This window comes from Glutamicibacter nicotianae, from assembly GCF_016907615.1.
Lineage (GTDB): Bacteria > Actinomycetota > Actinomycetes > Actinomycetales > Micrococcaceae > Glutamicibacter > Glutamicibacter nicotianae.
In genome coordinates, this window is record NZ_JAFBCH010000001.1 from 946,486 (window position 1) to 972,316 (window position 25,831).

Below are 25,831 nucleotides of genomic sequence, written 5' to 3' on the forward strand. Positions count from 1 at the left end.
ATGAACACCATGGCCGAACCCCTCACCGAAGCGATATCCCAGCAGGACGTGCTGGACACCATGAACCTGGTCCACTCGGAGATCGAGGCAACCGTGCGGGGCGTGAAGCCGCGGCAGGTCATCGAGCTCGCAGCGCAGCTGCGCGCTGCGCCGAGGGTGTTCGTCGCTGGCGCCGGACGCAGCGGGCTGGCCCTGCGCATGGCGGCGATGCGCCTGATGCATCTGGGCCTGGCCGTGCACGTCGCCGGGGATGCCACCACGCCGGCCATTGCCGAGGGGGACCTGCTGCTCGTGGCCTCCGGATCCGGAACCACCGCGGGCGTGGTCCAGAGCGTCCGCACCGCCCAGCAGGCCGGCGCCCGGATCGCGGCCATCACCACCGATCCATCCAGCCCCATCGGGACGGCCGCCCACGTTCTCGTAGAAGTCCCGGCCGCCGGGAAAACGGACCACGGATCGTCCATTACCCGCCAATACTCCGGCAGCCTGTTCGAGCAGGCGCTGTTCCTGATCACCGAAATCGTGTTCCACACGCTCTGGAGCGCGGATGACGCCACCGCCCAGCAGCTGTGGCAGCGCCACGCGAACCTGGAGTAGAGCGGTGCTTTGGCGCCAATACCAACCCACCACCAATAACCCCTGAAAGGGACCATCATGAAAATCCAAGTTGCCATCGATCTGCTCAGCACTGCCGAAGCGCTGGAGCTGGCTGGAAAAGTCGCCCCGTATGTGGACATCATCGAGCTGGGCACCCCGCTGATCAAGGCCGAAGGGCTGTCGGTGATCACCGCCATCAAGCAGGCCCACCCGGACAAGACCGTCTTCGCGGATATGAAGACCATGGACGCCGGGGAACTGGAAGCGGATATCGCTTTCGCCGCTGGCGCGGATCTGGTCTCCATCCTCGGGGCCGCCGATAATTCCACGATCGCCGGCGCGGTCAAGGCCGCCACCGAGCGCGGCAAGGGCATCGTTGTGGATCTGATCGGCATCGCTGACAAGCCAGCCCGGGCCCGCGAAGTTGCTGCGCTGGGCGTCCAGTTCGTCGAATTCCATGCTGGCCTGGACGAGCAGGCGCAGCCGGGCTACGACCTGGACGTGCTGCTGAGCGCTGGCATGGCATCCCAGGTGCCGTTCTCGGTGGCTGGCGGCGTCAGCATCAGCACGATCGCCAACGTCCAGAAGTCCGGCGCGCAGGTAGCCGTGGCCGGCGGTGCCATCTACTCCGCAGCCGACCCGGCACAGGCAGCCAAGGAACTGCAGGCCGCGCTGGTCTAGACGCGGTTCCCCGTGGGGGCGTGATCCCGATCTGACGGAGAAAGAGCACTGATCCTAGTGCGGGGTCGACGATGCTCATAGTGGTGAGGCCAGGCGCTGCAGGCTGCGGCCCTGGCTTCATTGCTGCCGTGAGGGTGGCATAGGCCTATACTTGCGCCGGCGTCCGTCTGAACTGTTCGACTTTCCCAGGGGCCTTGGCCGGTACGGTTTGGTGCGGCATTGCTTCGCGTCTGAACCCGGCACCTGGGCGCACACTGCGGTAATGGCAATGTCCGCCCTAGCGAAGAAACCGCGGGCTCGTTCCCAGAGGCCAGTCGCGGTTTCCTTCAGTACTTGTGGGATTGAATATCCGGATCATGTTCAGAAATTATTGAACGTTTCAAAAACCTGACTCAGATTGACGCAGAGAAAGCGCTCCCTCGGTAGGCCATTGACAACCCAAACTTGTTTTCGGATTTTGGCGCCGACCATGGCACGGCTGCTAGGTGTCCAAAGCGTCGACAGTCACCAGGGCAAGTCAGGCGCACAGGGCCACATAGGTGTCGGCAAGCTTCATGGACGTCCACGCCCAGATCGCGATGGCGAAAATGCCAACGGTCAGTGCTCCCGCGGTTCCGGGTACGACGGGTGTGAAGGCCGAAACCGCTGGAATGATCCAGCCCATCCGCCGCTGGCACTGCCTTCCCGGCTTCGGCGGTGCCGGGGCGCTCGCCGGTTTGGTGCGGTCGTAGACCTCGGTCATTTCCATCTGTATCCCGCCCCGCGGATGGAATTAATGCGTTCGGCGCCGATCTCATTGCGCATACAACCCATTGAAACGTCCACCACATTGGAAGCTGGGCCGAGGTCCATCAACAGTGGGACGAACAGAATGGCACGGTTGTGGGAGCCGCGCAGGAAAACAAGCTAAGGAGCCTCTGCTAACCCCGGGACTTGACACTATGTCAATTCATGACTTGGCTGGCAAGTTCTTCACCGTGCGCAAAGGCGATGACCTGGTTTATTGCCAGTTCGGAGACCAGCGAGATGAACTGTCCAGTGTCTCCGGCCATGTGCGGGGTGATGATGCAATTCGGCGAGCTCCACAGCGGATGGTTTGCCGGCAACGGCTCGGGATCGGTGACATCCAAGGCAGCATGCAGTCTGCCGGCTTACAGCTCCGGTAGCAGGGCCTCGGTGTCGACTATGGGCCCGCGTCCCACATTGACCAGCAGCGAGCGGTCCTTCATTGACGAGAGGAATTCGGCGTCGATGAGCTGCTCGGTATCCCGGGTATGCGGCAGGGCAACAGTCACCACATCGGCAGTGGGAAGAACAGCCCCGAGCCGATCGAGAGAATGAATGGTGAAGTCATGCTCATGGACTCGTTCTGTACGGGCAAAAGAATTTAGCTCGGCAGGCTTGAAGGGCAGTAGCCGCGAGCGGATTTCGCTGCCGACTCCACCGGCCCCGAGAAGCACTACCTTGGACCCCTGCAACGGGCTAGTCCACGTCCTGGTCCACTGCCGCTCGCGCTGCTGCTGGCCAACTTGCGTAGCTGGCGCAAGGATGCCAAGACCAGGGCGAGGCAGTGTTCGGCGGTGGCATCCTCCACGGCGCCCTTGGAATTGGCCAATGACACTTGTTCAGGAAGATGCTCCAGAACCCAATCGTATCCGATGGAGAGCAGATGGACATGCTTCAGTCCCCTTGATGCGGGAGACCCTTGAACGCAGCTCAGGATTGCTCGGACGTTCGGTAACTAGCACGTCGGCCGGCGGGGCGTCACTGGGGTCATCATCGATGTGCCAGAGGATCGGTTCGATTCCCGGAAGCTGCAGCCGGTCGACGAGATCCTGCCAGGGGGAGCAATACACGTAATGCCATGAGAAGAATGTCCTTTCGGGTTCTATGACAATTGTGACCGTTGGCTGACAGGGATGGAGAATCTGGTGACTGACTCGTTACTAAGCATCAGTTATTCCAGATTGCAGATCAAATAACTAATAGACTTAACCTATAATTCACAAAGGGATCATTGGAACAACCATACTGATGGGGCTTGGCTGGACAGTGTTTGTCTTTGGCCTCGTCGCGTTATTCTTCGGCCCGCTGGTCGGCGCGCTATTGGCGATTTCCGGCGCGGTACTGGTCAGCGGTCGCATGATCACCGAGGCGCTGAACAGGAAGTGGGACGCTTTCGAAGTACTGCAAAACAGCAGAGAAGAAGAAATGCCTGCAATCGATTTGCAACAGCCCACCGCGCTCTACCGTCTCCGAGAGCACCTCAGGGGTATGTGGCAGGCTGGCGAATCTCTGATTAGAGGCTGCTGGCTTGCGACGTTGGGGCCCACGGGATCGGCAGCAGCCCTCTGGCCAGGGCAACCGTTCGTCGCTTCCCAGTGAACTGGATCTTGATCTTTGCAGGCGAAATGGTTGTGATGAGTTTCTTACGTCTTTTTCGTCGTGTATAGCCATTCGCGCCCTTGGTTACAGAAAAGATCTAGGGAGAATCTGGCTTGTTCACCTTAGCCTGATATTGCGGACAGCTGCCGAACGAATTTCTCCAGTCTTGCCGACAGGGTCTTATCAGTCTTGGCGATCATCAGCTGGTGCAGAATGTGATAGGGCGGCTGGGACTTCAGCGATTAGAAAGCGGCATTGACAGTCGGGTTCGCGTTTAGAGCGCGCTGTAGGTCTTCGGGCACTAGGGCTGTGGCCTGCCCTTGGTAGGCGCGGTCCCACCGTCCATCGGCTTTGGCCTTATCGATTTCCGCTTGCCCACGAGGGCGCATCCTGCCTTGCGCGACTAGTTCCTGGACGAACTGTGTACGCGGCGGCCGGCGTCGGCCGCGAGCTTGAACCACGGCGCACCCATCTCAACGCCCAGGGCTTTGGCTTCGCTGCTACGTGCGACCGCGCAGCCGTCGTTATTGGATAGCACGATCACCGGGCGGGCATCGAGCTTCGGGTCAAAAACCCGTTCGCATGAGACATAGAAGCTGTTCACATCCACATGGGCGATGTATTCGCGCCGCGGCTTACGGTCGGAGGAGTCTATGTTGGTAACCATCGGTATCACTTTCGTTGATATTCGCTAAGAAGAGTTGACCCAATGACACCTTTATTGAACCCATGATCTATCTAAGCGAATTGGTTTCTTAAAATATAGAACATAGGTTTGACAGTTTGGATAAATAAATGGGTAGCCACCTCGAACACTTCGCGAGGTGCCTACCCATAAGGTGGTTGTTATTTCTTGCTTGAGATTCGGTGAATCCATGGAGGAATCCGAGGGTGACCGGCTGTGCTTCACCGCAGCATCTTCGGGTAACCATCACAGCGACTCGGCCATATCTGGACGGCTCTGGCCTCATCGGAAAAGATTAGTAACCAATACTTTGTCGCCGATTCTGGGTTTACCAAGTGCCGGAGAAGAACTATGCCTAGCTACAGCGACGGTTCAGCAGCAGAGTGTCGGTATACACGCTGGTGGGCTGTGTTCAGAGCGAGTGCCACATGCCTGTCCAGGCAGTAGCTGTGGCCATTACATCTTTTGTGCCATTAGATGGGCAACCTGATCTCATTGGCGAACCAGTCCTGCAATTGCGTCACCCAGGAGCCCCACAGGCCGGTGGCCATCAGAATTCCAAGAAGAATCAAGATGCCGCCGCCCGCGCGCATGATCGATAGCTGGTGCCGACGCAGGAACTTCATGGCACCCATTCCGCGTCGCAACCCCACTGCGATGAAAAGGAATGGCAGCCCCAGCCCCATGCAATAGAAGAATGTCAGTAAGGCGCCCTTCGCAGGGTTGGGGTCAAGGCCGGTACTCATTGCCAACACTGCGGCAAGTGTGGGTCCGATACAAGGTGCCCAACCAAGCCCGAAGGTCACACCCAATACCGGGGCACCCCACAAGCCAGCCGGTGGTTTGCGGTGCATCTTCACGTCGCGTTGCATGAAAGAAAATCCACCCATGAACACAATGCCCATGAAAATCACCAGCACACCGAGAAGCTGAGTGACCCAGGCACCTTCGAACCGCATCCATGCGGCGATTTGAGAAAAGACCACTCCGGCGAGCACGAAGACGGCAGTGAATCCGAGGATGAACAGAGCAATACCCGCGACCATGCGGCCACGTTTCTGCTCGACGAGATCAGCACCAGATAGCCCAGTCACGTAGCCAAGATAACCCGGAACCAAAGGAAGAACGCACGGCGACAGAAACGAGACGAGGCCGGCAAGGACCGCCACGGGAACCGCAAGCAGCAAGGATCCATCTTGGATAACCTCAGCAAAAGGGTTGCTCTGGACCGAAATTGCCAAGGTGGTGGCGAGCGGCAAATTCATCACAGCGACTCCTGAAGGGAGGTATCTATCAGGGCCTTAAGCGTGGCCTTTTCGGCCGCTCCAAGGACACGTGACGCGACCCGTCCCTGTTTGTCGAGCACCAGCGTGGTGGGCACTGCCTGCAATGGGACATATTGGGTCATAGCCAGCCGGATTTCACCTTGGGAGTCTTGCACCGATGGGTATGAGATCCCGAAAATGCGCTCGAAGGCTTGTGCGGCTTCTTTCTCGTCACGGATATTGATGCCGATAAATTCGGCCTTCACTTTAACTAAGGCAGCAAGCATGCCGGCGCGCAAGCAGGTACGCCGTCCCAAGCGCTGTGCTTGGGACTCGCTGAGGGTTTTCATGTTGTCAGACTCCTGAGAGGTTTGCAGAGACGGTTTGTGAGATCGGCGCCGGTTTATACATGGTTGTAGAACTGAAGTAGTAGGCCACTTCTTCCTGGGTCAAGGTGTCGGACCGAAGGCGGATGATCGAGAGGATGCCGAAGAGGCCGAGACCCAGCCCCATGCCCGCACCGCTGCCCGAGAGCAGCAAGGTGACGGCGAAGATGCCCATGCTCAAGGCGATGTAGGCCAGCACGAGGATTTATGCACATGCCCATGGTTTCGTGAGCTACTTGACGTAGGAGAATACTCCCATCATGCCGCGTTCCGCATGATAAGCATTGTGGCAATGTGTGAGCCATTGGCCCGGGTTATCGGCATCAAATTGGACGGTGACAGTTTCCCGTGGACGGACAATCACGGTGTCCTTTCGTGCCCCGGACTGCCCGATTTGGAAGGTATGGCCGTGGATGTGCATCGGGTGCCACATGTCGGTGTCGTTGATGAATTTCACTTCCACGCGCTGTCCTTCTTTCAGATCAAAGGTATGCTCAAATGGCTTGGCCATGTCGAAACGATGGCCGTTGATGCCCCAGTCGTAGTTCTCCATTCCGCCGGTCAACCGCAGCTCGTGGACTTGGTCCGGCGTCTTGACCGCAAGATTCACGGAAGGGTCGGCGGTGAGCTGTCCACCGTCAACGATCTCTCCGGTCAAGGCCGTCGGGAGATCACCCTTTCTTGGGGCCGTACCTGTCCCGGTTGCAATGAGACCGTAGGCCATTTGGGCTTTCCCTTCGGCCAAGGCCAACAACGGTGTGAAACCATCTTGGATCGTCAAAAGCGCGTCGATGCGCTCTCCCATGCCCAAGACGACGGCGTCAACCTCAGCGTGAACGACCGGGAATCCATCGGTATGGGTCACGATAAGTTTCTGTTTCGGAACTCCGACCCGGTAGGCAGTGTCGCCCGCGGCGTTGACAATACGCAATCGAACTCGATCCCCGGGTTGTGCCATAAAAACCTCGGGGTTTTCGATGGTGGTGCCGTTGAACAAATGCAACGGATAGGCCACGTCACCGGCATCTCCGCCCAAAAAATCGCTGGTTGCACCCATGAGCATATGGCCCATCACCATGCCGCCGTCTTCGCTACCGTGGCTCATTCCACTCATCGGTGCCATCCCCTTAGCGAGCTCCTTCATCGCTTCATCAGGCGTTCCGGTGACACCATCAAGCCAGTCATCCAAGACGATCACCCACTCCTTGTCGTACTGCAATGGTTCTTGCGGATCATCAATGATCAGAGCGCCATAGAGGGCGCGTTCGCGCTGCATCTCGACGTGGGAGTGATACCAATACGTGCCGGGATGTGCCAGCTTGAAGTCATAGGAATAACTGGTCCCAGTCTCCACTGCCTCCTGTGTGAGTCCAGGCACGCCGTCGGCGTTGTTGCGTAAGGCAAGACCGTGCCAGTGGATGCTGGTGGATTCAGGAAGCTCATTGGTGAGGTTCAGGTTGAGCTGGTCACCGACCATGCCACGTAGTGTGGGGGCGACCAGCTTCTTGTCGTATCCCCATGTAGTGATCTTCTCTCCGGCCATTGCCGTGCTTATCGACTCTGCCTTCAGCGTTTTCGTGACCGTCTTTCCGGTACTGGGGCGCAAGTTTTCGACTTCTGCGATGAGCGGGTCGGTGGGCAGGACTCGGGACACCCCGGTGGAGTTCTGGGCCTTGGGTGCGCAGGCGCTTAGGGCAGCAGCTGCGGTCGTGGCAATGGACAGTCCAAGGAAGGAACGTCGGTTGAATTGGTAAGTCATGAAGCAGTCCTTTATGAAGTGTGAGTCTTGGGGGAGCATAGGAAAATAGAGGATGGCGGCCAGCTCGTGGCGCGCAGTCGATCCAACGGATTACGGTTTTTACGCAGCCTCATGCCGCTTTGGCGGTCCGCCGTGTCTGCAATGCCGCTGGCCGCCGTCTGGTATTTCGACGCCTAGCTCTCTGAGCTTGGAGGAACACGGTGCCTAAGAGCTAACCTGCGGTGATTAGAGATCGTGACCGACGTTCGGCGGGTCGTTGATCCGGCCGAAGCCTACATTTCCGGTTACTGAAGATAGCGGTGGTAGATACTGGTTGCCATTCCATCCTTGGAGAATCGCTGCTCGACGCATGTCCAACCGTGCTTCTCATAGAATTTACCTGCCCCGTTGGCACCGGCCGCGGTGGCGAGCTCGGCCAACCTGGCATGGTCCGCTGTTGCACGTTTAAGGAATGCGTCCATCAGAAAAACGCCTATTCCTTCACCACGCCGATCTGGCAACACCACAAGTGATGTAATGACAGCAGGCGACGGTATCACTCTGTCGCTGGATACCGGGCTAGCGGTGCGTCCTAGCAGACGACGGGCATAGGGACGTGCGCGGGTGCCCAGAAAATGAAGAAGTACACGTGGCCGGATGGAGAGCGCCGCGAGACCCGAGAGGAGAAGTCCCCACTTCTGGTTGGCAAGTACGTCAGCGATGTGGCGGACTTGGTTGGTCGAGCCAATTAGGAAGCCTATTGGCTGTTCATCGTCACTCACGGCGACAAGGGCAATCCCGAATCGTTCGGTGAGGAACGTTTTCATCCAACGACGTACGAAGTGGTTTCCTAAGTGGGGGAATAATCCATCTGGAAGGTAGCGGATCATGTCCGAGGCCATCCTGCTCAGGTCTTGTTCTGTGGCATCTCTGATGACGACAGGTGAGCCGGTGCCGGGATTCTTTGAGGTTATTCGGCTCATGGGGTTTTCTCGGTGAAAGTCGCTCCGTCGTCCGTGGAGTGTGAGATACCCGTACTGGTGGCCACCCAGATCCGCACCTGTCCGCCATCGTCGCCGGTGGCGGCAATGGCAGCCGGTTGCCCGGTGACGACTCCACCAGTCTCTTGCCAAGTGCGTCCGGCATCGCGGCTGAGCTGCACCGCACCATCCGGTTCCACTCCGACGGCGACCGATTTGCTGGCAACAGCGGTCAGCAGCAGGACCGGAGCGTCTTGGGGTAAGGTCCAGGTTTTCCCGCCATCTTCAGAACGGTGTACTCCTTGTTCGGTGGTGGCCAGCACGACTTGGGACAGCGGGCTTCCGGCGAGATGATAGGGCTGGATGCCGGCATCTATGGTGTTCCATGTGACCGTGTCATCGGTCACCCGCAGTGTGCCGTCAAAACCGATGACGCTCTCGCCGGTGACGGCCAAGGCGTGGAAATCGGATTTGCCTTGAAGAGAGAGCGGTTCCCACGTGGACCCGCCATCAGTTGATCGGATCAAACCCGCCGGGTCGGGCAGACCGGTCTCAGTCGACGGGTGCCCGGAAGCGTAATACTCGTCTTTTCCGGCGGTGGCGAATCCCATCAGGTCAATGGTGGGCCCGATTCTCTGCGGTTCGTCAGCTGTGGCATCGAAGAGTCCCTCATGGGTGGCCAAAAGGATGCGCCCGGAATCCGGGTCAACGCTCATGCCGTGGACGTGGCTGAAGACTGCGACGCTGGCAGCTTCTTGCGCAGCGGGTCCTTCGCTGATTGACTGCGTGCAGCCCGTGAGTAGGGCCATAGAGAGCGCGGCGACGGACAAGACTGCGCGTTTTTGAGCGCGCAAAAGTGAGTTCTGTGTAAGCATGGTGGTTCCTTGAATCAATCAGAAGTGCTGGTCAGATGGGTCAGGGGAGTCGGCACCCTAGGCACCAGCGGCAACGTGGAGTCTTTAGAGGTCGGCTAGCAGGGTCTTCATGGCCTGAATTTCGGTTCCCTGGCTGGAGACAACATCCTTAGCCAGCTCGACGGCTGCAGGATTCGATCCGTTGGCGACTTCGTCCTCAGCCATAGTGATGGCCCCCTCATGGTGGGCGATCATTTGGGTCAGGAACAACCGCGAAGCTTCGGTGCCCTGGGCGGCTTCGAGGTTGGAAAGGTCCTCCGGGGTCATCATCCGTCCATCTCATGGCTTCCGGACATCTTCATAGGCTCGCCCCAGGTCTGGAGCCAGTCGTTCATTTTCTTGATTTCCGGCCCCTGGGCGGCTTTGATGTCCTGGGCAAGCTCGGTAACCCGGGGATCCAGGTTTTTCTTGGCCAGCATGATGTCGCTCATCTGGACAGCCTGTTCGTGATGAGGCGTCATCATCTGCGCGAACATGGCATCGGCACTATTGTGGTCGGCTGCAGCATCGGAGGCCGACGGCGGCATGCTGCCATGATCCATGCCGGACATAGAGCTTTCAGGCTCGGTGGTGCCAGCGTCCGTGGAGCATCCGGACAGGACGAGCGCTGCTGCAAGAGCGGTTGCCGAAATGGAAGTCAGGCGTTTCATGTGGGTATTCCTTCAAAGTGTTCTCAAACGGGGTATCCATCAATACCCGGCCAAGACGGCACACAGGGGTGAGCACGAATAGCCGGAGCTCTCCCCGGTATGGGGAAAGCGGCCGGCGTTTTTATGTGCGACTGATAGAGAGTTCGATGAGTGAGGGAGTCCACGGCAACCGGTTTGCCGGTGCAGGCATGACTGGCGGGGCGCGCAGCCCCTTGCCAGGAATAATGAACCAACGCTTAGGAAGAAACCACAAGACGGCCAGGACAATGACTATGAGTACGCACATGGCAGCCATGAGATGATGCTCGCCATTGCATGGCCCGTAGCAGGTACTATCTGCCTCGCCACCGACCGTCCCATCTGTGGCCATTACGGCTGGACCGTGATCGTGGGAGACTGCTTGGTGCGTAGAGGCCGCGCTCAGACCAGCAGTATCTGGCGCTTGGTGGGACGCTCCTAAGACATGCATCCCCAAGATTCCGAGGATGATTCCGGCCAAACCCAGCATAAGAATAACTGGGCGGCGGCCAGCAGGATTGCCCGGCGTAGGGACAAGCAGAGACAGGAAACGACGAGGCGTCATAACCTGATTCATCGCATCCTGCCTTTCCACCAGAGTGAAGGTTTTCATCTCAAGGGTACTGGTGCATCCTGTGCCCGGCAAAAGAAAGCGCTTGAAACTGGTCTAGTGTGATTAATGTATGGTGTCTGGATCGAGATTGATGCGTCGCAGCAATTGGGCGTTGAGCGCGACAACGATGGTGGACAGGGACATCAGGATCGCTGCGATGGCCGGAGAGATCGACACCCCAGCAAACGCCAGTGCTCCGGCAGCCAGCGGGACCGCAATCACGTTATAGCCGGTGGCCCACGCCAGGTTCTGGATCATCTTGCGGTAGCTGGCTCTGGATAGTTCCAGCATAGACATCACCGCCCGCGGGTCGTTGCCGGCCAAGACAACCCCCGCCGATTCTATTGCCACATCGGTGCCGGCACCGATGGCAATGCCAACCTCGGCCCGAGCCAGTGCTGGGGAGTCGTTGACCCCGTCCCCGACCATGGCCACTTTCAGGCCGCGGGCCTGCAGCTCGGCAACCTTCTTATCCTTGTCCTGGGGCAGAACTTGGGCGAAGACCTCGTCGATGCCCAGCTTTCCAGCCACTGCTTCGGCGACCTGCTGCGCATCACCGGTGATCATCGCGACTTTGAGGCCCCGGGACTGCAACGCGGCAACGGCCTGGCGGGAATCGGCGCGGATCTCATCTTCCAAACTCAGGGCACCAATCACTTGCCCAGCACGAACCACGTGGAGTACGGAGGCGCCTCGCTCGACCCAAGGCTGAGTCTGCTCCTGCAGTTCTCGCGGGATCGTCAGGGCTTGGGAGTCAAGCAAGTTCGGTCCGCCGATCATGATGTCGGCTCCATCGACGTTGGCGGTCACGCCACGCCCGGTCAGCGAGGTAAATTCGGTTGCAGTCGGAATCCGGATGTCTCGGGCCCGGGCCGCTGCGACGATAGCCCGGGCCGAGGGATGTTCGCTGTCCGCCTCAACTGCGGCCGCCAGTGCCAGCAAGTCGTTATCGCTGAGACCAGGGGCTGTGGCAATGCCGGTCAGACCAGGCTGGCCCAGAGTTAGAGTGCCGGTTTTGTCGAAGAGGACCACATCGATGGTGCGCATCCGTTCCAAGGCCATGCGGTTCTTGATCAGCACTCCAGCCCGTGCCGCCCGTTCGGTGGAGATCGCGATGACCAGTGGAATGGCAAGGCCCAGTGCGTGCGGGCAGGCGATGACCAGAACGGTGACGGTGCGGATAACCGCCTCGTTGGGACTGCCCAGGAGCACCCAGGTGAGGAAGGTGATGATGCCGGCGCCCAGAGCGAAGTAGAACAGAAAAGCCGCTGCACGGTCCGCTAGCGCTTGGGCTTTCGAGGAGGAAGCCTGGGCCTCAGAGACCAGACGCTGGATTCCGGCTAGAGCGGTATCTGACCCGACGGCTGCCACCTTGATGCGCAGGGAGCTGTCCGTGGCCACAGTGCCGGCCACTACGCTGTCTCCGGGACCTCGCGGTACGGTCTTGGATTCGCCGGTGATCATCGATTCGTCCAGTTCCGCTTGACCTTCGGTGATTTCCCCGTCAGCAGGCAGCCGGCTACCGGAGCGGACCAGTACGATATCGCCGACGGATAGATCGCTGATTCGTACTGTGTCCGTGCCCTCTGCGGTGACGCGTTCGGCTTCATCAGGTAGCAGTTCTGCCAGAGCATCTAGTGCGCCGCGCGCCGAGCCTAGGGCGCGCATCTCGATCCAGTGGCCCAGAAGCATGATCACTACCAGCAGGGCCAGTTCCCACCAGAAGTCGAGGTTGAAGTTGCCGATGCCTAGCGTGGTGATCCACGAGGAGAGAAAGGCGATAGTGATTGCCAGCGTGATCAGCAGCATCATTCCAGGCTGCTTGCTGCGCAGTTCTTTCCAGCCGCCCTTCAGGAAGGGCAGTCCTCCGTAGAAGAAGATCACCGATCCGAGCACCGGAGCGATCCAGGCGGCGCCGGGGAAGTCCGGGATCTGATAGCCGAAGAGGTGGGCGAACATCGGGCTGAAAATTACCACCGGGATTGAGAGTGCCAGGCTCAGCCAGAACTTATTCTTGAACATCGCGGTACTGTGTCCTGCGTGCTCGCCGTGGCTGTGGACGGCGTGTTCATCGTCAACTGCCGAATGCGCATGGCCAGCCGGCATCGCCTGGCCATGAGTCGGCTGTTCAGACATCGGGTGTCCCGTGTGACTGTCTTTGGATGCGAGAGTGCGACCCCCGTGCCCAGGGGAGACTGAGTGGCCGTGTTCCCGGTTCTCCGGTGCGTGGTTCATGATGGCTTCCCTCCTGGACCCCCGAGGGCGGCCTCGAATTCTCGTCTGAATACGCCGGCCCTAACACTGGGGGGCAACCGCCCGTTAAGTCCTGCGTAGGTTCAGAATATACCCTAAGGGGGTATAACTCGAGTTTTCTGGCAAGCCTCATCTGTCCACTCGTGCCCAACAACAGACGCTTAGCCGATGGCCGCCAACAGCAGGGCACAAGCTTTTTCGCACCGGCGGCAAGCTTCAGCGCAGACCTGGCAATGCTCGTGCATGCCAGCATGCTTCTCGCATTCGGTGGCACACTGCTGGCAGGCTGTCCGGCAGGCTTCAAGCATTGCCTTGACTGCCGATGGGTTCTGGCCGGTTTGGCGAGTCAGCACGTTGACGGTGGCGTTGCAGATATCGGCGCAGTCGAGATTGGTCCGGATGCAGAGACGCAACTCGGCGACCATGTCTTCGGCCAAGCACGCGTCGGCACACGCGGTACAGCTCTGGGCGCATTCGAAACAGGCGGCGATACAGTCCTCAAGCTTCTGAAGGACCGGGTCATTGGGTTTGTTGGGGTGGGTTTTCAGCATGGAGATGATGTGACTCATTGATTTTGCTCCTTAGTCTCGATGGATACCGCGGACGCTACCACTTTGAGATCGTGAACTGAAGCCTTTAAGCAACTTGTACAGTAGCGCAACAAACACGACCCCGCATGAGCGTCGGATACACAAATTTCAGCGATGGCGCATAGCCGTTTCCTTACCGTTAATGCAGCATCGTTTCCAAGAGTGAGTATGTCTGCTGCCGGGGTATCGGAAAGGTTATGGATCGAGTCCACGAGCAGTACCACCGGTCAGCTTAAGCACCGCCAAGAACCGTAAATCTTGGTGCCGAGGAAGAAGAAATTTGCAACTATATAGCTTCTCAGGTCTAGGGTCCGGTGACTGCATACTTGGAAGCCCAGCGGGAGAAGGAACTGGGCGAGATCATCGCTGCGGAGAATTTGAAGCCGGAAGAAACAGCCCAGTTCATCGATGCTGCGTTCCGTGAGGGAAGCATTCGGGCCTCGGGAACAGCGATCACCAAGGTCTTGCCTCCGGTGTCTCGTTTTTCAAAGGAGAAGAACCATGGGGAGAAGAAACGGCGGGTGGTGCAGAAGCTTGGGGAGTTCTTTGAGAGGTTCTTTGGGTTGGTCTCGAAAAGATAGGGATGGCTGAGGTCGGACGGTGGCGCACTGACCGTCCCATAATCGGTCGTTTTTGACCAGACAACCAAGAACCAGGAATCCCCGGCGTATGACTGTTAGTTTCAATTGGCGGTTTATCACCGTTAAAAATGGCGCACCGCACAGCACCACCCACTTTGGTTTTAGATGGTTGAAGGCGGGGCGCTAATTTCCCGGTGGAAATAGTGCCCCGCCTTCAACGGCAACGAAACCAGCGCTAATGCAGGACGTTGCCCGGCTGCTGGGTGAGCTGCTTGCGGTGGATACGGGCAGCACGAAGGCCGTTGGCAATCACGATGACTTCTGCGACCTCGTGAACCAGCACTACCGCGGCTAATCCAAGCACTCCGGTAATAGCCAAGGGCAGCAGGACAACGATGATCGCCATTGACAGAACGATGTTCTGATTCATGATCGCTCGGCCCCGTCGGGCATGGGACAAGGCTTGCGGGATCAGTCTCAAGTCATGGCCGGTGAAGGCTACGTCGGCTGATTCTATGGCGGCATCGGCACCGGTAGCGCCCATCGCAATCCCCACGGTAGCGCTAGCCAAGGCAGGGGCATCGTTGATCCCGTCACCGATCATCCCTGTAGGAACCTGCTGCACCGACGAAGCGATTTCACGGGCCTTGTCTTCAGGTCGCAGTTCGGCATGAACGGTGTCTATACCGGCGATTGAAGCCAGCGCGTGGGCAGTACGGGAGTTATCGCCGGTGAGCATCACCACGTCGATTCCCTGGTTATGCAGGTCTCGAATTGCCTCGGCCGCTTCAGGGCGTAGTTCATCGCGCACGCCGATCACGCCAATGACCTGCTCTGCACGGGTGACCATGACGCAGGTTTGCCCGGAGGCCTCCATGGATTCAACAGCGGAAGCAAGCGATCCTGGGGCAATCCATCGAGGACTGCCGACCCCGACCTGAACACCATCCAGGACGCCGGTAATGCCGTGTCCTGGCTCTTCTTTAACCGCCGCTGCCTCCGGGATCGCGGGTACTGCTGCGGTGATGGCCGTAGCTAGAGGGTGGGTGCTGTGCTGTTCCAGGGCGGCAGCAACGGCGAGCACCTCTTCGCGAGTCGCATCATCAACGGTCTCGACTTGCGTGACCACTGGCTGATTGCGTGTGAGTGTTCCAGTTTTATCTACCGCGATGCGGCGCAGGGAACCAAGCCGTTCGAAGGCTGCTCCGCTTTTGATGATGACACCGAACTTGCTGGCAGCTCCGATGGCGGAAACAACGGAGACAGGAACGGCGATGGCCATCGCGCAAGGCGAGGCTGCGACCAGCACGATCAGTGCGCGGGTGATCCAGGTTTCGGGATCGCCGAAGATCGCTCCAAGCACAGCAACCAGTACGGCCAGGACGATGACACCGGGAACCAGCGGGCGGGCAATGCGGTCAGCGAGCCGTGCCCGTTCGCCACGTTCCGACTGGGCTTGCTCGACCAGGCTCACCAACGTGGTCAGGGAGTTGTCCGTGCCGTTTGCCGTTGCAGTGACTACTAGCGCGCCGGATGAATTGATGGAACCAGCAGCAACCTGGTCGCCTACGGTTACTTCCACGGGAATTGATTCCCCCGTGATAGCGGAGGTGTCCAAGCTGCTTGATCCTTGGCTGACCACGCCATCGGTTGCCAAGCGTTCACCAGGCTTCACGCGCAGGGCATCGCCAATCTTGATCTCTGCTGCACTGACCACGACCGGTGCGTCGTCACGGATGACGGTGGCCGTTTCCGGGACGAGCTTCAACAAAGAGCGCAGGCCCGAGCGTGCCCTGTCCATGGCTTTGTCTTCCAGGGCTTCGGCAATGGAATACAGGAATGCCAGGGCTGCGGCTTCTTCGATATATCCGAGGATGACCGCACCGGTGGCGCTGATGGTCATCAGCAGCCCAATGCCGAGTTTCCGTTTCGTGAACAGGTTTCGCAGGGCGCCGGGCACAAAGGTAAAAGCGCCCAGCAGCAGGCCGATCCAAAACAGCACCAAGGCCACGATGGCTGCGCTTTCGCCGTGGGTGCTCCATTCAAGGACGAGCCCAGCGAGGAAGAAAACGCCTGAGGCTATGGGGACGAGCACGTGCCAATCCCGCCACCAGGGCAGTTCCTCTTCGAATTCTTCGGTGGGTTCCGGTGAATCGCAACCGCAGGCGGAACTCATGCTTGCTCCTCGTGTTCTCGATCGGCGCTGGTGGCGCAGTCAGGGCAGGAAGAGTCCAGGCAAGGTACTTGATCATCGACGGCCAACGTCACGTCAACCAGGGCGCTCAGGGCGGTGGTGAGGTGAGGATCGGTGATTTCGTACCGGGTTTTGCGGCCTTCCATTTTCGCCACGACAATTCCGCAGCCGCGCAGGCAGGTCAAATGGTTGGAAACGTTGGCGCGGCTCAGTCCTAGGGCCTGGGCAAGTTCCGCTGGGTATCCGGGTTCGTGCAGCAAGGACAGGAGGATGCGTGACCGGGTGGGGTCGGCCATGGCGCGGCCAAGCCGGTTCATCGCATCGATCCGTGATTCAATGTTCATCATACGATGTACTATACAGCACTTGATGTACTAGTGGCACCGCCCAAAATCGGTCGTTTTCGGGATGAACCCTCGTGCCATCCGAGCTGAGTGATCGAATGGCGCGATGGTGCTGCCAACGGATTCCCGAAACTAGGGGCCGATACCGTGGAGGACCAAAAGAGCGAACTAGCGTTTTCGGGACATGCTCGAACTCTTTCTTCTCCGGAGACTCCAGGAGTTCTCGGTGCCTCTTTGACGGCTCTTAAAAGTTAAGCGTGGCGCAGGATGCTCAGCAGGGCCGTAGCCCCGCCGTATACAACAATATTCGAACCCGGTAATGACTATGATTCCGATAACCCCGGCCAATGCGTTTCAGGTTCTTCGCCGTTAGATTCGCTGCCTCGCTCCGGGCGTTCGTCAGCCGGGTGCGCACGAACACCAGTAGCTCCCTGCGCCACGCGCTCAACGTCCTGAACAGTGATTTCGCCTCCACCATTTTCGTTGCTTTTACCGACTTCTCCAGCACCGCCCACCTCGCCTGGAACTCGTGAACATCCGTGGCGCGCAGCAGGTCCCTCACGTGTTCCTTGATCCCATAGATCACTCCAAGTTCGGGATCCGTTTCAAGGATCAATTTGAGGCGTTCCACTTGCTTGATCGACAGGTTCTCCAGATTGCAGGTCAATAATTTGCGGTACTTGTAAGCCGGTTCTGTGCTCCTGCCTCGACGCTCGTGCACCTCGTGCGAGCGGCGCCGGCGCACTTGGGTGATCATCAGGTTCGCCCGGGCAATCACATGGAAATGATCCACGCTGATCTTCGCCTTGGGCAAGGTGTCCCGCACCGCCTTGCGGAACTCTGAAGACTTGTCGATCGCCACGACCTGCACCCGCTGACGCCAATACCTTGGCCGGGCCTTCAACCATCTCTTCACCGCCGCACCGCGGCTGCCATCCACGATATCCAGGATCTTCCCCGTATCCAGGTCGGTGAACACGATGGACCACGGCTCGATCCGCACCACTTTCCCAGTCCGGCCGCGCGCGGAGCGGACCTTGCGGAAACGGTGCTCGTCGATGCCCAGGCGCCGGATGAACATCCGGTCCACGTTCCCGACCAGCTCACCGACGATGTTCAGCCGGGCCATGACCGTTGGCCATGAAACGGAGTGCGCGGCAGCGACCCGGGAGACCGCGCGCAGCTCGCAACGCATCTCGTCCACCAGTTGCTGGGAGAGCCTGGCGGTGATCCTGGCCCGGAACGGCAGCTGCTCGGTGGTTTCCACGAAGGACCGCCGTTCGCAAGCCTGCTCTTGGCAGGCCATGCGCCGCTTGCGGACCAGGACTTGCAGGTCGTGACCGCCGGCTGGCAGGTCTTTGACCCGGTGTACCGGCCTGGCCTGGATCCTGGTGGTCAGCACCCCGCAGGAAGGGCAGGCAGCTTCGGTCGCTATGGGTTCGACAAGTACTTGTCGCCCGGAAGATTCGTGGGTCGCGGCGATGACGCGGTAGTCGGTGAGGTTCAACAGAATCGACGCAGCATCGATTCCACCGGTATCCTTGAACACGGCTCGTAGTTCCTTGCAGATGAATTTGTTTTAGTCGACATCCATCTTCGCAGAGGACTGCGAGCCTTACTTATTTTGGGGTCACCACGCTAAAAATCGAAGAGCCACTTTAGCGATGACCTGGTCTGGTGTGTGTCTGCGTGCCATTGTTTCCGTGATTCCTCCTGTGTCCATTGTCGGACACGAGTACTCACATAGTCACTGGACTACTTTTCGGGGACCCAACCAGGTTGGCTGGTACAACTCCCAGCGCCTGCATTCGGCACTCGGGTACAGGTCGCCGGCGGATGTTCATCAACAGTGGATGGGAAGGCCTGGCACGCTCGCGGAAGCCGCGTAGGAAAAACAAGAAAAGGAGCCTCTACCAAACCCGGGGCTTGACACGGTCGATGTTGGAGGCCGGTGGTTCAGGCCCGGTTTACACTCTGAATTGTGAAGAGCCTGAAAAGGTCATCCTTGATTTCGGTGGAATAGAAGCTCGACACTCCTATTATCCCAAGTCCGGATCACTTCTTCGTTTTAATGACTGTTAATGACGCGCCTGCCATGAAACCACCGGGCTAATGCGCATCCAAGCTGTGAACTATAAGAGATGTTGCGCCGGTCAGCACTTTGGTCGCCGAGGACAGCGCAGAAATTGAGAAGACGAGCAATGGCGGATCAACGCTGATCGAGGCCACGGACGTTGCCGTGAGAGCAACCGGTCCGTCGCCGGCATCGGCGGTTATCAGGCTGACGCCACCGGGGTGCCCGCGGAAGATCGCTTTGAAGTCATCCGCGGGCAACGATGGTGTCGCCGATTCTGTCACTTCAGACGCGGGCACCAACAAGCTCCTCGCGCAGGATGCCAGCCCCTGCGCTGAGCGCACTGAGCTTGGCCAAGGCCACATCGCGGCGGAACGGGGCCATGCCGCAGTTGGTGCTGGCAATCAGCTTGTCCGCATCGACATATTCGAGAGCTTTGCGCAGGGTCTGCGCCACTTCCTCGGGAGTTTCCACAGCGTCATTGGCCACGTCGATGGCTCCAAGCATCACTCGCTTGCCGCGCACCATTTCGACGACCTCCAGCGGGACATTCGAGTGGTGGGATTCCAGCGAAACGGTATCGATGGAGGAAGCCTGCAACAGCGGGAAGGACTTCTCGTAGTGGCGCCACTGGGCACCGAGAGTCGCTTTCCAGTCATTATTCGCCTTGATGCCGTAGCCAAAGCAGATGTGGACCACGGTCTCGGCTTTGAGCCCCTCGCAGGCGCGCTCCAGGGAAGCGATGCCCCAGTCGGCCACCTCATCAAAAAAGACGTTGAAGGCAGGCTCGTCGAACTGGATGATATCCACTCCGGCGGCCTCGAGCTCGCGGGCTTCCTGGTTCAGGATGGTCGCGAATTCCCACGCCAGCTTTTCCCGGCTGCGGTAGTGAGCATCGTACAAGGTGTCCACCATGGTCATCGGGCCAGGTAACGTCCACTTGATCTGCTTGTCGGTGCAGGAACGCAGGAACTTTGCGTCCTGAACGAATACCGGCTTTTCACGTTCAACGGCACCGACGACGGTAGGCACGCTCGCGTCGTAACGGTTGCGGATGCGCACCGTCTCACGCTTTTCAAAATCAACACCGCTCAGGTGCTCAATGAACGTGGTGACAAAATGCTGGCGCGACTGCTCGCCATCGGCAATGATGTCGATGCCGCGCTGGGCCTGTTCGAGGACCGCAGCGCGCATGGCGTCATGCTTGCCTTCGCGCAATTGCTCGCCTTCAAGCTTCCAAGGGGACCAAAGCTTTTCAGGTTCGGCAAGCCATGAAGGCTTGGGCAGGCTACCGACAATCGACGTGGGGATAAGCGGGGAAGTCATGAGTTATCTTTCGGAATCTTAGGCGACGGGTGCCGGGCAGGAAGCGGACCACTGATCGAGCAGTTGGCGATTCGGGATGATGAAATGCTCTTCGGTGAACTTGCCTTGGATCTTGCCCAACTGAGTTCGTTCTTCGCGGTCATAAAAGACGCGAGTGGGGGAGAAATCTTCGGCGCCAAGGCTCGGGTGGTACACAGCCGGTGCCGCCGAATTGGCGTTGTAGATCTCCGGGCGGTAGATCTTCTGGAACGTCTCCATGGTGCTGATCAGGCTGATCAACTGCAGATTCGTGTAATCGTTGAGCAGGTCGCCGCGGAAGTAGAAAGCCAGCGGGGCAACAGCGCCTGGTGGCATGAAGTAGCGCACGCTCAAACCCATTTTTCCGAAGTACGCGTCGGTCAAGGAATTTTCATCCTGCTGGTATTCCAAACCAAGCACTGGATGGCTGTTGCCGGTGCGGAAATAGGTCTTGGAAGTCGAGACGCTGATGCAGACCACCGGCAGCTGGGCAAAACGCTCACGGTACGCCTGTGAGTTCAAGAAATGCTGGAAGAGCTGCCCATGGAGATCGCCAAAATCCTCCGGAAGCACCGGGGCTCCGCTGTCATTACACGATGCTGGGAGCACCACGCTGAAGTCGTAATCGCGGACATAGGAAGAAAAATTATTGCCGACCATGCCCTGGGACCGGGTACCCGTGAGTTTATCCACGATCGTGGTTTCAAGCACTTCTAAAAGAGGAAATTCCTGATCGGTATTATTGGCAGAAAAATGTACATTTGCGGAAATGATTTCCAATTCCAGTGTATAGCGGTCACCTTGGGGATTGTCCCAGTGAGCCAGGGAATTGAAACGGCGGTTGATCATCGTCAGGGCATTGCGAAGGTTCTCTTCGCGACGCTCTCCGCGCGCCAAATTGGCGAAGTTTGTCGTGGTTCGAGAATTCGCAGAAGGGGAGTAATTCTCGTCGAATCTTGTGGTGCTAATGCTGAAATTTAATGCGTCTGCCATGATGGCCAATCTGTATTTGGGAGGCCTGGACAGGCCGAGGGGAAGTCGTTGCGTCAATCATGCAGGGTGATTCTTGATATCAGGTAACTCGATATAACTATGGATTCATATAGACTCAAACTATGGTTCAGGTTTCGAATGGATTGACGCTCCAGCAGCTGCGCTACTTTGTGGCGGTCGCCTCCGAGGGGTCGATCTCGGCTGCCGCCGACCTCATCTACGTCGCGCAGCCCAGCATGTCGGCGGCGATGAAGGAACTCGAATCCCGGGTGGGACGCACCTTGCTGATGCGCTCGGCCAGGGGAGTGACGCTCACTGCTGAAGGCGCAGAATTCCTCGGCTACGCCCGGCAGGTGCTCGAGCAGGTGGAGCTTCTTGAGCACCGCTACCTCGGCCGCCCCGCCGCGCGGCGGCTGCTGGGCGTCTCCACCCAGCACTACTCCTTTGCGGTGGATGCCTTTGTCCGGATGGTCCAGGCCAGCGGGGCCGAGGAGTACCAGTTTTCGCTCCGCGAGACGCGCACCGAGGAAATTATCGAGGACGTGCGAACCCTGCGCAGCGATATCGGGATCCTCTACCGCAACGACTTCAACCGGAAAGTCATCGACAAGCTGCTGCGCGAATCCCGCCTGGTGTTCCACCCGCTGTTCCTCGCCGACCCGCACATCTTCGTATCGCGCAGCAACCCGCTGGCCACCCGTGACCAGGTCACCCTCGAAGACCTCGAAAACCTGCCTCGGCTGACCTTCGATCAAGGCGCGAACAACTCGTTCTACTTCGCCGAGGAAGTGCTCTCCACACGCTCCAGCCAGCGGGAAATCCAAGTCTCGGACCGTGCGACCATCTTCAACCTGATGATCGGCCTGGGCGGGTACACGATCTCCACCGGCATCATCAGCGACGAGCTGGATCCATCCATCGTTGCCATCCCGCTGGACATCGATGAGCGCATCGAGATCGGCTGGATCGATCACGCCGCGATCCCGCTCACCGACCAGGCTCAGCGCTACCTGCAAGAAGTCCGCGCAGTGGTGGCCAGCTTCGGGGTGGAAGTGCTCGGCTGAGCCGCCAACAGCGTAACTCTCGGTCATCGAGTGCCGCTCCATCGTCATAAACTTCCAGAAAAACCTTGAAAGTCTCGGGGTTTTTCTCATTTTGGTGCGTCATAAAGTGGCGCCAGCCACCGCGTCATCATGACAAGTGCACGACATATGAAGCTTGGCGGCCTTGTATGAAGCCGGCCGCCCGATAGCGCTTGCACCCCTCGCAGCCCATGGCCAACCATGGAAGAACAACAAACCATCAAGAGCGACTAAGAGATCTGGCTCGTTGACGTCGCAGCAACCATCGGGAAACCGAAAGGTGCTAATGCCAGGAACGATGGAGCAGTTCCGAACGCGTTTTCGCGCTGTGCTTCGTGCCGCCGCACGATGCCAATCGGTGCACTCCCTCGCAGAGAATCGAGGAGGAGCTATGAGCCAAGGAACCGACGCGGTCCACGCAGGATACCGCCCGAGCGGAGACTTCCGCCCGATGCTGCCGCCACTGCACAATTCCGCAGCCTACCAATTCCAGTCGCATGCCGAAGCGATCGAGAAGTTCGCGCTGCGCCAGGCCGGCTTCACCTACTCGCGCACCGGTAACCCGACCGTGTCCATCCTCGAGCAGCGCGTCGCTGCCCTGGAAGGCGGGGCCCACGCGGTGGCCACCGCCACCGGGCAGGCTGCCGTGGCCCTGTCCCTGCTGGCCCTGGCCCAGGGACCTAAGCACATTGTGGCTTCCTCCTCGCTCTACGGCGGCACCGTGGACCTGTTCATCGACACCTTCGCCGACTTCGGGATCCGCGTCAGCTTTGTCGACCAGGCTGATCCTGCCGCCTGGGAAGCTGCCATCGAGTCGGACACCCGGGCGTTCTTCTTCGAATCCGTTTCCAATCCGCTGTGCACCGTGGCCGATATCCCGGCCATTGCGGCCATCGCGCACGAGCGCAACATCCCGGTGGTGGTGGACAACACCCTGGCCACCCCGCTGAACGTGCGCCCGCTGGAACTCGGAGCGGACATCGTGGTGCACTCGGCCACCAAGGGACTGGCCGGGCACGGCTCGGTGCTCGGCGGGATAGTGGTGGATTCGGGAACCTTCGACTTCTCCGATTCCTCCCGCTGGCCGCAGATTGCCGCCCCGCGCGAGCGGCTGAATGGCACTTCGCTGCTTGAACGCCACGGGCCGGCGGCCTACGCGATGCTGGTTCGTTCCAAGTTCCTGCACGATCTGGGCCCGACCCTCGCACCGGCCAGCGCCCAAGGCATCCTCGCCGGAATCGAGACCCTGCCGGTGCGCGCCGCCCACGTGCAGCGCAGCGTCACCAGGCTGATCGACGCGCTTGCCGAGTATCCGGGCATTGCCGCCATCCACCACCCTGCGCTGCCCGAGCACCCCAGCCACGAGCTGGCCCGGGCGCTGGCGCCGAAGGGCACCGGCTGCGTGCTGGCCATCGAGCTGGCCCACCCATCCCTGGTTTCCCCGGTCATCGACGGGCTTAAGCTGATCAGCCTGGCCGCGAATGTGGGAGATACCCGCACCATGGTGGCCCACCCGGCCACCATGACGCACTGCCGGCTCTCCGAAGCGCAGCTGGCAGCCGCCGGGCTGAACGCCTCCACCCTGCGCCTGTCGGTGGGACTGGAAGACCCGGCCGACCTGCTGGTGGATATCACCCGATCGCTGGATCTCGCGCTGGCCGCGACCACCGCCGACACCAAGGAAGTGAGCTTCGCATGAGCGGCTTCAACACCCTGGCCGTGCACGCCGGCCAGCACAAGGACCCGCACACCGGTGCGGTGATCCCGCCGATCTACCAGACCAGCACCTTCATCCAGGACGGCATCAACGTGCTGCGCGCTGGGCACGAGTACTCGCGCGGCTCCAACCCGACCCGCAACGGCTTCGAATCCCAGCTCGCCGCGCTGGAAGGCGGGGCCGCCGGGTTCTCCTTCGCCTCGGGCATCGCCGCCGAAGACGCGCTGCTGCGCGCAGTGCTGGAACCGGGCGACCACATCGTGCTGGGCGCCGACGGCTACGGCGGCACCAACCGGCTGATCTCGAAGCTGCACGGCAAATGGGGGATCAGCTCCTCGGCAGTGGACATCACCAACCTGGATGCGGTGCGCGCCGCGCTGCGCCCGAACACCGCGCTGCTCTGGGTGGAGACCCCGTCCAACCCGCTGCTGGGCATCGCCGACCTGGCCGGCTGGGCAGCCATCGCCGCCGAGCACGGCGCCCTGCTGGTGGTGGATAACACCTTCGCCACCCCATACCTGCAGCGGCCGCTGGATTTCGGTGCGCACGCGGTGGTGCACTCGACCACCAAGTACATTGGGGGACACTCCGACGTTCTCGGCGGCGCGGTCATCGTGGCAGACCACCTGCACCGCGGCCAATCGCTGGCCGAAGCCGTCGGCTACCAGCAGTTCGCCGGGGGAGCGGTCTCCGGTCCGCAGGATTCCTACCTGGCCGCCCGCGGGCTGAAGACCCTGGGCCTGCGCATGGAACGCCACTGCGCCACCGCATCCACCCTGGCCCGCTGGCTCGATGACCGCGCCGAGGTTGCCCGCGTCTACTATCCCGGACTGGAAAGCCACCCGGGCCACGAGCTGGCCAAGCGCCAGCAACGCGGTTTCGGCGGGATCCTCTCGCTGCAGCTGGCCGATGAGGCCGCGGCCCGTGCCTTCGCCGAGTCCATGGAATACTTCCAGCTTTCGGTGTCCCTGGGCGGGGTGGAATCACTGGTCTGCTATCCGCGCGAAATGACCCACGCGTCGCTGATCGGCACCCCGCTGGAAATCCCTGCCAATCTGGTCCGCCTCTCGGTGGGCATCGAGGAGCCCGAGGACCTGATTGCCGATCTGGAACGCGGGCTGGCCGCAGCCGCGAAGGCTACCGCGGCAGCCAACGTCCAACACCGCAGCCTGGCCACCGCTTGACCTGCCGTAGCTGCATGCGGGCCTTCCGCACAGGAAGGCCCGCGCGGGCGTTTAACGTCGGTGTCACTCAGCGATTCGCACCTGCGGCGTACGTCAGGCAGGGAATACTGGGTTCTGGAAGTGAAGATCTCCGGTCACCGTGATCGGTGGTCCAGAATGAAGACTGCATCCCGGGGAGCCAAACGTGTCGCAAATTCCAATGAAAGCATTCGGCATCGTGGGCGTAGTGGCCATGCTTGGTTTGAACATCTCGGTGCTGGCCTTCTTTGTTCTGTGGAAGATTGCCGACAGCACCGCAATCGGCCACATGGAAACGGAATCCAGTGTGGACCCGGGCCAGATGCTTCCGAATTCCGAAATGATGTGGTTGGCAGCGCACGGTTCCGTGCTGATGCTAGTGGTGTTGGACGTGCTTATTATTGCAGGGCTGGTCAAGATGGCAGGTGCCCCGCAGCGTGCCGCCAGTAGGAACCAGAACGCCTATTCGGCAAGCGACCGTCTGGTTTAGCAAAGCAATTGGGTTGGCGCCGCAATCCAAAGGCGGCGGAACCCCGCACCAATAT

Annotated in this window: 25 protein-coding genes, 3 pseudogenes and 1 riboswitch; of the genes and pseudogenes, 8 read left to right on the forward strand and 20 right to left on the reverse strand. The window is 59.7% G+C overall.

The window, feature by feature from the left end:
* Positions 1–597, forward strand: coding sequence for a 6-phospho-3-hexuloisomerase (gene hxlB, locus JOE62_RS04720; RefSeq protein ID WP_204720750.1), 597 nt, complete (start codon positions 1–3; stop codon positions 595–597).
* Between the two features lie 57 nt (positions 598–654).
* Entirely contained in the window at positions 655–1,278 is a 624-nt protein-coding gene (gene hxlA, locus JOE62_RS04725) for a 3-hexulose-6-phosphate synthase (RefSeq protein ID WP_204720752.1), read from the forward strand.
* Between the two features lie 517 nt (positions 1,279–1,795).
* On the opposite strand, the gene JOE62_RS04730 is transcribed toward hxlA, so the two are convergent.
* Positions 1,796–2,026, reverse strand: coding sequence for a hypothetical protein (locus tag JOE62_RS04730; RefSeq protein ID WP_204720754.1), 231 nt, complete (start codon positions 2,024–2,026; stop codon positions 1,796–1,798).
* Between the two features lie 196 nt (positions 2,027–2,222).
* Positions 2,223–2,894: pseudogene (locus tag JOE62_RS16190) on the reverse strand (NAD(P)-dependent oxidoreductase).
* Between the two features lie 418 nt (positions 2,895–3,312).
* On the opposite strand from JOE62_RS16190, the gene JOE62_RS04745 reads away from it, so the two are divergent.
* Positions 3,313–3,663, forward strand: coding sequence for a hypothetical protein (locus JOE62_RS04745; protein ID WP_204720758.1), 351 nt, complete (start codon positions 3,313–3,315; stop codon positions 3,661–3,663).
* A gap of 436 nt (positions 3,664–4,099) precedes the next feature.
* On the opposite strand, the pseudogene JOE62_RS04750 reads toward JOE62_RS04745, so the two are convergent.
* From JOE62_RS04750 to JOE62_RS04795, 12 genes and pseudogenes are all read right to left on the reverse strand, one after another.
* Positions 4,100–4,330, reverse strand: a pseudogene (locus JOE62_RS04750) (Y-family DNA polymerase); the annotation flags it as partial.
* Positions 4,331–4,821: 491 nt separating this feature from the next.
* Complete coding sequence (locus JOE62_RS04755; protein WP_204720760.1) at positions 4,822–5,613, reverse strand: cytochrome c biogenesis CcdA family protein; 792 nt, start codon at positions 5,611–5,613, stop codon at positions 4,822–4,824.
* Entirely contained in the window at positions 5,613–5,963 is a 351-nt protein-coding gene (locus JOE62_RS04760) for a thioredoxin family protein (RefSeq protein ID WP_204720762.1), read from the reverse strand. The genes JOE62_RS04755 and JOE62_RS04760 overlap by 1 nt, the downstream gene beginning before the upstream one ends.
* A 4-nt stretch (positions 5,964–5,967) precedes the next feature.
* Positions 5,968–6,198, reverse strand: a complete 231-nt coding sequence (locus JOE62_RS04765; RefSeq protein ID WP_338085745.1) for a DUF4956 domain-containing protein — start codon at positions 6,196–6,198, stop codon at positions 5,968–5,970.
* Between the two features lie 33 nt (positions 6,199–6,231).
* Positions 6,232–7,758 carry a multicopper oxidase family protein gene (locus JOE62_RS04770; RefSeq protein WP_204720763.1) on the reverse strand — a complete coding sequence of 509 codons (1,527 nt, stop codon included), beginning with the start codon at positions 7,756–7,758 and terminating at the stop codon, positions 6,232–6,234.
* 284 nt (positions 7,759–8,042) lie between these two features.
* Positions 8,043–8,720: a GNAT family N-acetyltransferase gene (locus tag JOE62_RS04775; protein WP_047118363.1), complete on the reverse strand. Its 678-nt coding sequence runs from the start codon at positions 8,718–8,720 to the stop codon at positions 8,043–8,045.
* Positions 8,717–9,592, reverse strand: coding sequence for a F510_1955 family glycosylhydrolase (locus JOE62_RS04780; protein WP_204720765.1), 876 nt, complete (start codon positions 9,590–9,592; stop codon positions 8,717–8,719). The genes JOE62_RS04775 and JOE62_RS04780 overlap by 4 nt, the downstream gene beginning before the upstream one ends.
* Before the next feature lie 84 nt (positions 9,593–9,676).
* Positions 9,677–9,898, reverse strand: a complete 222-nt coding sequence (locus tag JOE62_RS16595) for a DUF305 domain-containing protein (RefSeq protein ID WP_338085746.1) — start codon at positions 9,896–9,898, stop codon at positions 9,677–9,679.
* Entirely contained in the window at positions 9,898–10,281 is a 384-nt protein-coding gene (locus JOE62_RS16600) for a DUF305 domain-containing protein (RefSeq protein ID WP_338085747.1), read from the reverse strand. The genes JOE62_RS16595 and JOE62_RS16600 overlap by 1 nt, the downstream gene beginning before the upstream one ends.
* 121 nt (positions 10,282–10,402) lie before the next feature.
* Entirely contained in the window at positions 10,403–10,912 is a 510-nt protein-coding gene (locus tag JOE62_RS16195; RefSeq protein WP_338085748.1) for a DUF6153 family protein, read from the reverse strand.
* 63 nt (positions 10,913–10,975) lie between these two features.
* Positions 10,976–13,048 carry a copper-translocating P-type ATPase gene (locus JOE62_RS04790; RefSeq protein WP_239543193.1) on the reverse strand — a complete coding sequence of 691 codons (2,073 nt, stop codon included), beginning with the start codon at positions 13,046–13,048 and terminating at the stop codon, positions 10,976–10,978.
* 278 nt (positions 13,049–13,326) lie between these two features.
* Entirely contained in the window at positions 13,327–13,734 is a 408-nt protein-coding gene (locus JOE62_RS04795) for a four-helix bundle copper-binding protein (protein ID WP_204720769.1), read from the reverse strand.
* Positions 13,735–14,069: 335 nt separating this feature from the next.
* Between JOE62_RS04795 and JOE62_RS04800 the strand changes: the two genes are divergently transcribed.
* Complete coding sequence (locus tag JOE62_RS04800) at positions 14,070–14,336, forward strand: type I restriction endonuclease subunit R, EcoR124 family (RefSeq protein ID WP_047118367.1); 267 nt, start codon at positions 14,070–14,072, stop codon at positions 14,334–14,336.
* Positions 14,337–14,571: 235 nt separating this feature from the next.
* On the opposite strand, the gene JOE62_RS04805 is transcribed toward JOE62_RS04800, so the two are convergent.
* The 6 genes and pseudogenes from JOE62_RS04805 to JOE62_RS04830 form a co-directional block, all read right to left on the reverse strand.
* Positions 14,572–16,512 carry a heavy metal translocating P-type ATPase gene (locus JOE62_RS04805; RefSeq protein WP_204720771.1) on the reverse strand — a complete coding sequence of 647 codons (1,941 nt, stop codon included), beginning with the start codon at positions 16,510–16,512 and terminating at the stop codon, positions 14,572–14,574.
* Positions 16,509–16,877 carry a Cd(II)/Pb(II)-sensing metalloregulatory transcriptional regulator CmtR gene (gene cmtR, locus JOE62_RS04810; protein WP_013350243.1) on the reverse strand — a complete coding sequence of 123 codons (369 nt, stop codon included), beginning with the start codon at positions 16,875–16,877 and terminating at the stop codon, positions 16,509–16,511. Before cmtR ends, JOE62_RS04805 begins: the two co-directional genes overlap by 4 nt.
* A gap of 268 nt (positions 16,878–17,145) precedes the next feature.
* A complete protein-coding gene (locus tag JOE62_RS04815; protein ID WP_204720773.1) occupies positions 17,146–18,423 on the reverse strand; it encodes an ISL3 family transposase in 1,278 nt (425 codons plus the stop codon).
* 563 nt (positions 18,424–18,986) lie between these two features.
* Positions 18,987–19,253: pseudogene (locus tag JOE62_RS04820) on the reverse strand (flavin reductase family protein); the annotation flags it as partial.
* Positions 19,234–20,274, reverse strand: a complete 1,041-nt coding sequence (locus JOE62_RS04825) for a methionine synthase (protein WP_204720776.1) — start codon at positions 20,272–20,274, stop codon at positions 19,234–19,236. The gene JOE62_RS04825 and the pseudogene JOE62_RS04820, both read right to left, overlap by 20 nt.
* A gap of 18 nt (positions 20,275–20,292) precedes the next feature.
* Positions 20,293–21,285, reverse strand: a complete 993-nt coding sequence (locus tag JOE62_RS04830) for a DUF1852 domain-containing protein (RefSeq protein ID WP_204720778.1) — start codon at positions 21,283–21,285, stop codon at positions 20,293–20,295.
* A gap of 122 nt (positions 21,286–21,407) precedes the next feature.
* On the opposite strand from JOE62_RS04830, the gene JOE62_RS04835 reads away from it, so the two are divergent.
* From JOE62_RS04835 to JOE62_RS04850, 4 genes are all read left to right on the forward strand, one after another.
* A complete protein-coding gene (locus JOE62_RS04835) occupies positions 21,408–22,349 on the forward strand; it encodes a LysR family transcriptional regulator (protein ID WP_204720780.1) in 942 nt (313 codons plus the stop codon).
* 232 nt (positions 22,350–22,581) lie between these two features.
* Positions 22,582–22,672: riboswitch (SAM riboswitch) on the forward strand.
* An 86-nt stretch (positions 22,673–22,758) separates the two neighbouring features.
* On the forward strand, positions 22,759–24,066 hold the full coding sequence (locus JOE62_RS04840; RefSeq protein ID WP_204720782.1) for an O-acetylhomoserine aminocarboxypropyltransferase/cysteine synthase family protein: 1,308 nt from the start codon (positions 22,759–22,761) through the stop codon (positions 24,064–24,066).
* On the forward strand, positions 24,063–25,268 hold the full coding sequence (locus JOE62_RS04845; RefSeq protein ID WP_204720784.1) for a cystathionine gamma-synthase: 1,206 nt from the start codon (positions 24,063–24,065) through the stop codon (positions 25,266–25,268). The genes JOE62_RS04840 and JOE62_RS04845 overlap by 4 nt, the downstream gene beginning before the upstream one ends.
* Before the next feature lie 184 nt (positions 25,269–25,452).
* The gene (locus tag JOE62_RS04850) at positions 25,453–25,776 is read left to right on the forward strand and encodes a hypothetical protein (protein ID WP_204720786.1); all 324 of its coding nucleotides are present in this window, start codon (positions 25,453–25,455) and stop codon (positions 25,774–25,776) included.
* The last annotated feature ends 55 nt before the right edge of the window (positions 25,777–25,831 follow it).

Coding starts and splice junctions, on each gene's coding strand:
- hxlB (WP_204720750.1), top strand. CDS start 1: ATGAACACCATGGCCGAACCCCTCACCGAAGCGATATCCCAGCAGGAC.
- hxlA (WP_204720752.1), top strand. CDS start 655: ATGAAAATCCAAGTTGCCATCGATCTGCTCAGCACTGCCGAAGCGCTG.
- JOE62_RS04730 (WP_204720754.1), bottom strand. CDS start 2,026: ATGGAAATGACCGAGGTCTACGACCGCACCAAACCGGCGAGCGCCCCG.
- JOE62_RS04745 (WP_204720758.1), top strand. CDS start 3,313: ATGGGGCTTGGCTGGACAGTGTTTGTCTTTGGCCTCGTCGCGTTATTC.
- JOE62_RS04755 (WP_204720760.1), bottom strand. CDS start 5,613: ATGAATTTGCCGCTCGCCACCACCTTGGCAATTTCGGTCCAGAGCAAC.
- JOE62_RS04760 (WP_204720762.1), bottom strand. CDS start 5,963: ATGAAAACCCTCAGCGAGTCCCAAGCACAGCGCTTGGGACGGCGTACC.
- JOE62_RS04770 (WP_204720763.1), bottom strand. CDS start 7,758: ATGACTTACCAATTCAACCGACGTTCCTTCCTTGGACTGTCCATTGCC.
- JOE62_RS04775 (WP_047118363.1), bottom strand. CDS start 8,720: ATGAGCCGAATAACCTCAAAGAATCCCGGCACCGGCTCACCTGTCGTC.
- JOE62_RS04780 (WP_204720765.1), bottom strand. CDS start 9,592: ATGCTTACACAGAACTCACTTTTGCGCGCTCAAAAACGCGCAGTCTTG.
- JOE62_RS16595 (WP_338085746.1), bottom strand. CDS start 9,898: ATGACCCCGGAGGACCTTTCCAACCTCGAAGCCGCCCAGGGCACCGAA.
- JOE62_RS16600 (WP_338085747.1), bottom strand. CDS start 10,281: ATGAAACGCCTGACTTCCATTTCGGCAACCGCTCTTGCAGCAGCGCTC.
- JOE62_RS16195 (WP_338085748.1), bottom strand. CDS start 10,912: ATGAAAACCTTCACTCTGGTGGAAAGGCAGGATGCGATGAATCAGGTT.
- JOE62_RS04790 (WP_239543193.1), bottom strand. CDS start 13,048: ATGTCTGAACAGCCGACTCATGGCCAGGCGATGCCGGCTGGCCATGCG.
- JOE62_RS04795 (WP_204720769.1), bottom strand. CDS start 13,734: ATGAGTCACATCATCTCCATGCTGAAAACCCACCCCAACAAACCCAAT.
- JOE62_RS04805 (WP_204720771.1), bottom strand. CDS start 16,512: ATGAGTTCCGCCTGCGGTTGCGATTCACCGGAACCCACCGAAGAATTC.
- cmtR (WP_013350243.1), bottom strand. CDS start 16,877: ATGATGAACATTGAATCACGGATCGATGCGATGAACCGGCTTGGCCGC.
- JOE62_RS04825 (WP_204720776.1), bottom strand. CDS start 20,274: ATGACTTCCCCGCTTATCCCCACGTCGATTGTCGGTAGCCTGCCCAAG.
- JOE62_RS04830 (WP_204720778.1), bottom strand. CDS start 21,285: ATGGCAGACGCATTAAATTTCAGCATTAGCACCACAAGATTCGACGAG.
- JOE62_RS04835 (WP_204720780.1), top strand. CDS start 21,408: ATGGTTCAGGTTTCGAATGGATTGACGCTCCAGCAGCTGCGCTACTTT.
- JOE62_RS04840 (WP_204720782.1), top strand. CDS start 22,759: ATGAGCCAAGGAACCGACGCGGTCCACGCAGGATACCGCCCGAGCGGA.
- JOE62_RS04845 (WP_204720784.1), top strand. CDS start 24,063: ATGAGCGGCTTCAACACCCTGGCCGTGCACGCCGGCCAGCACAAGGAC.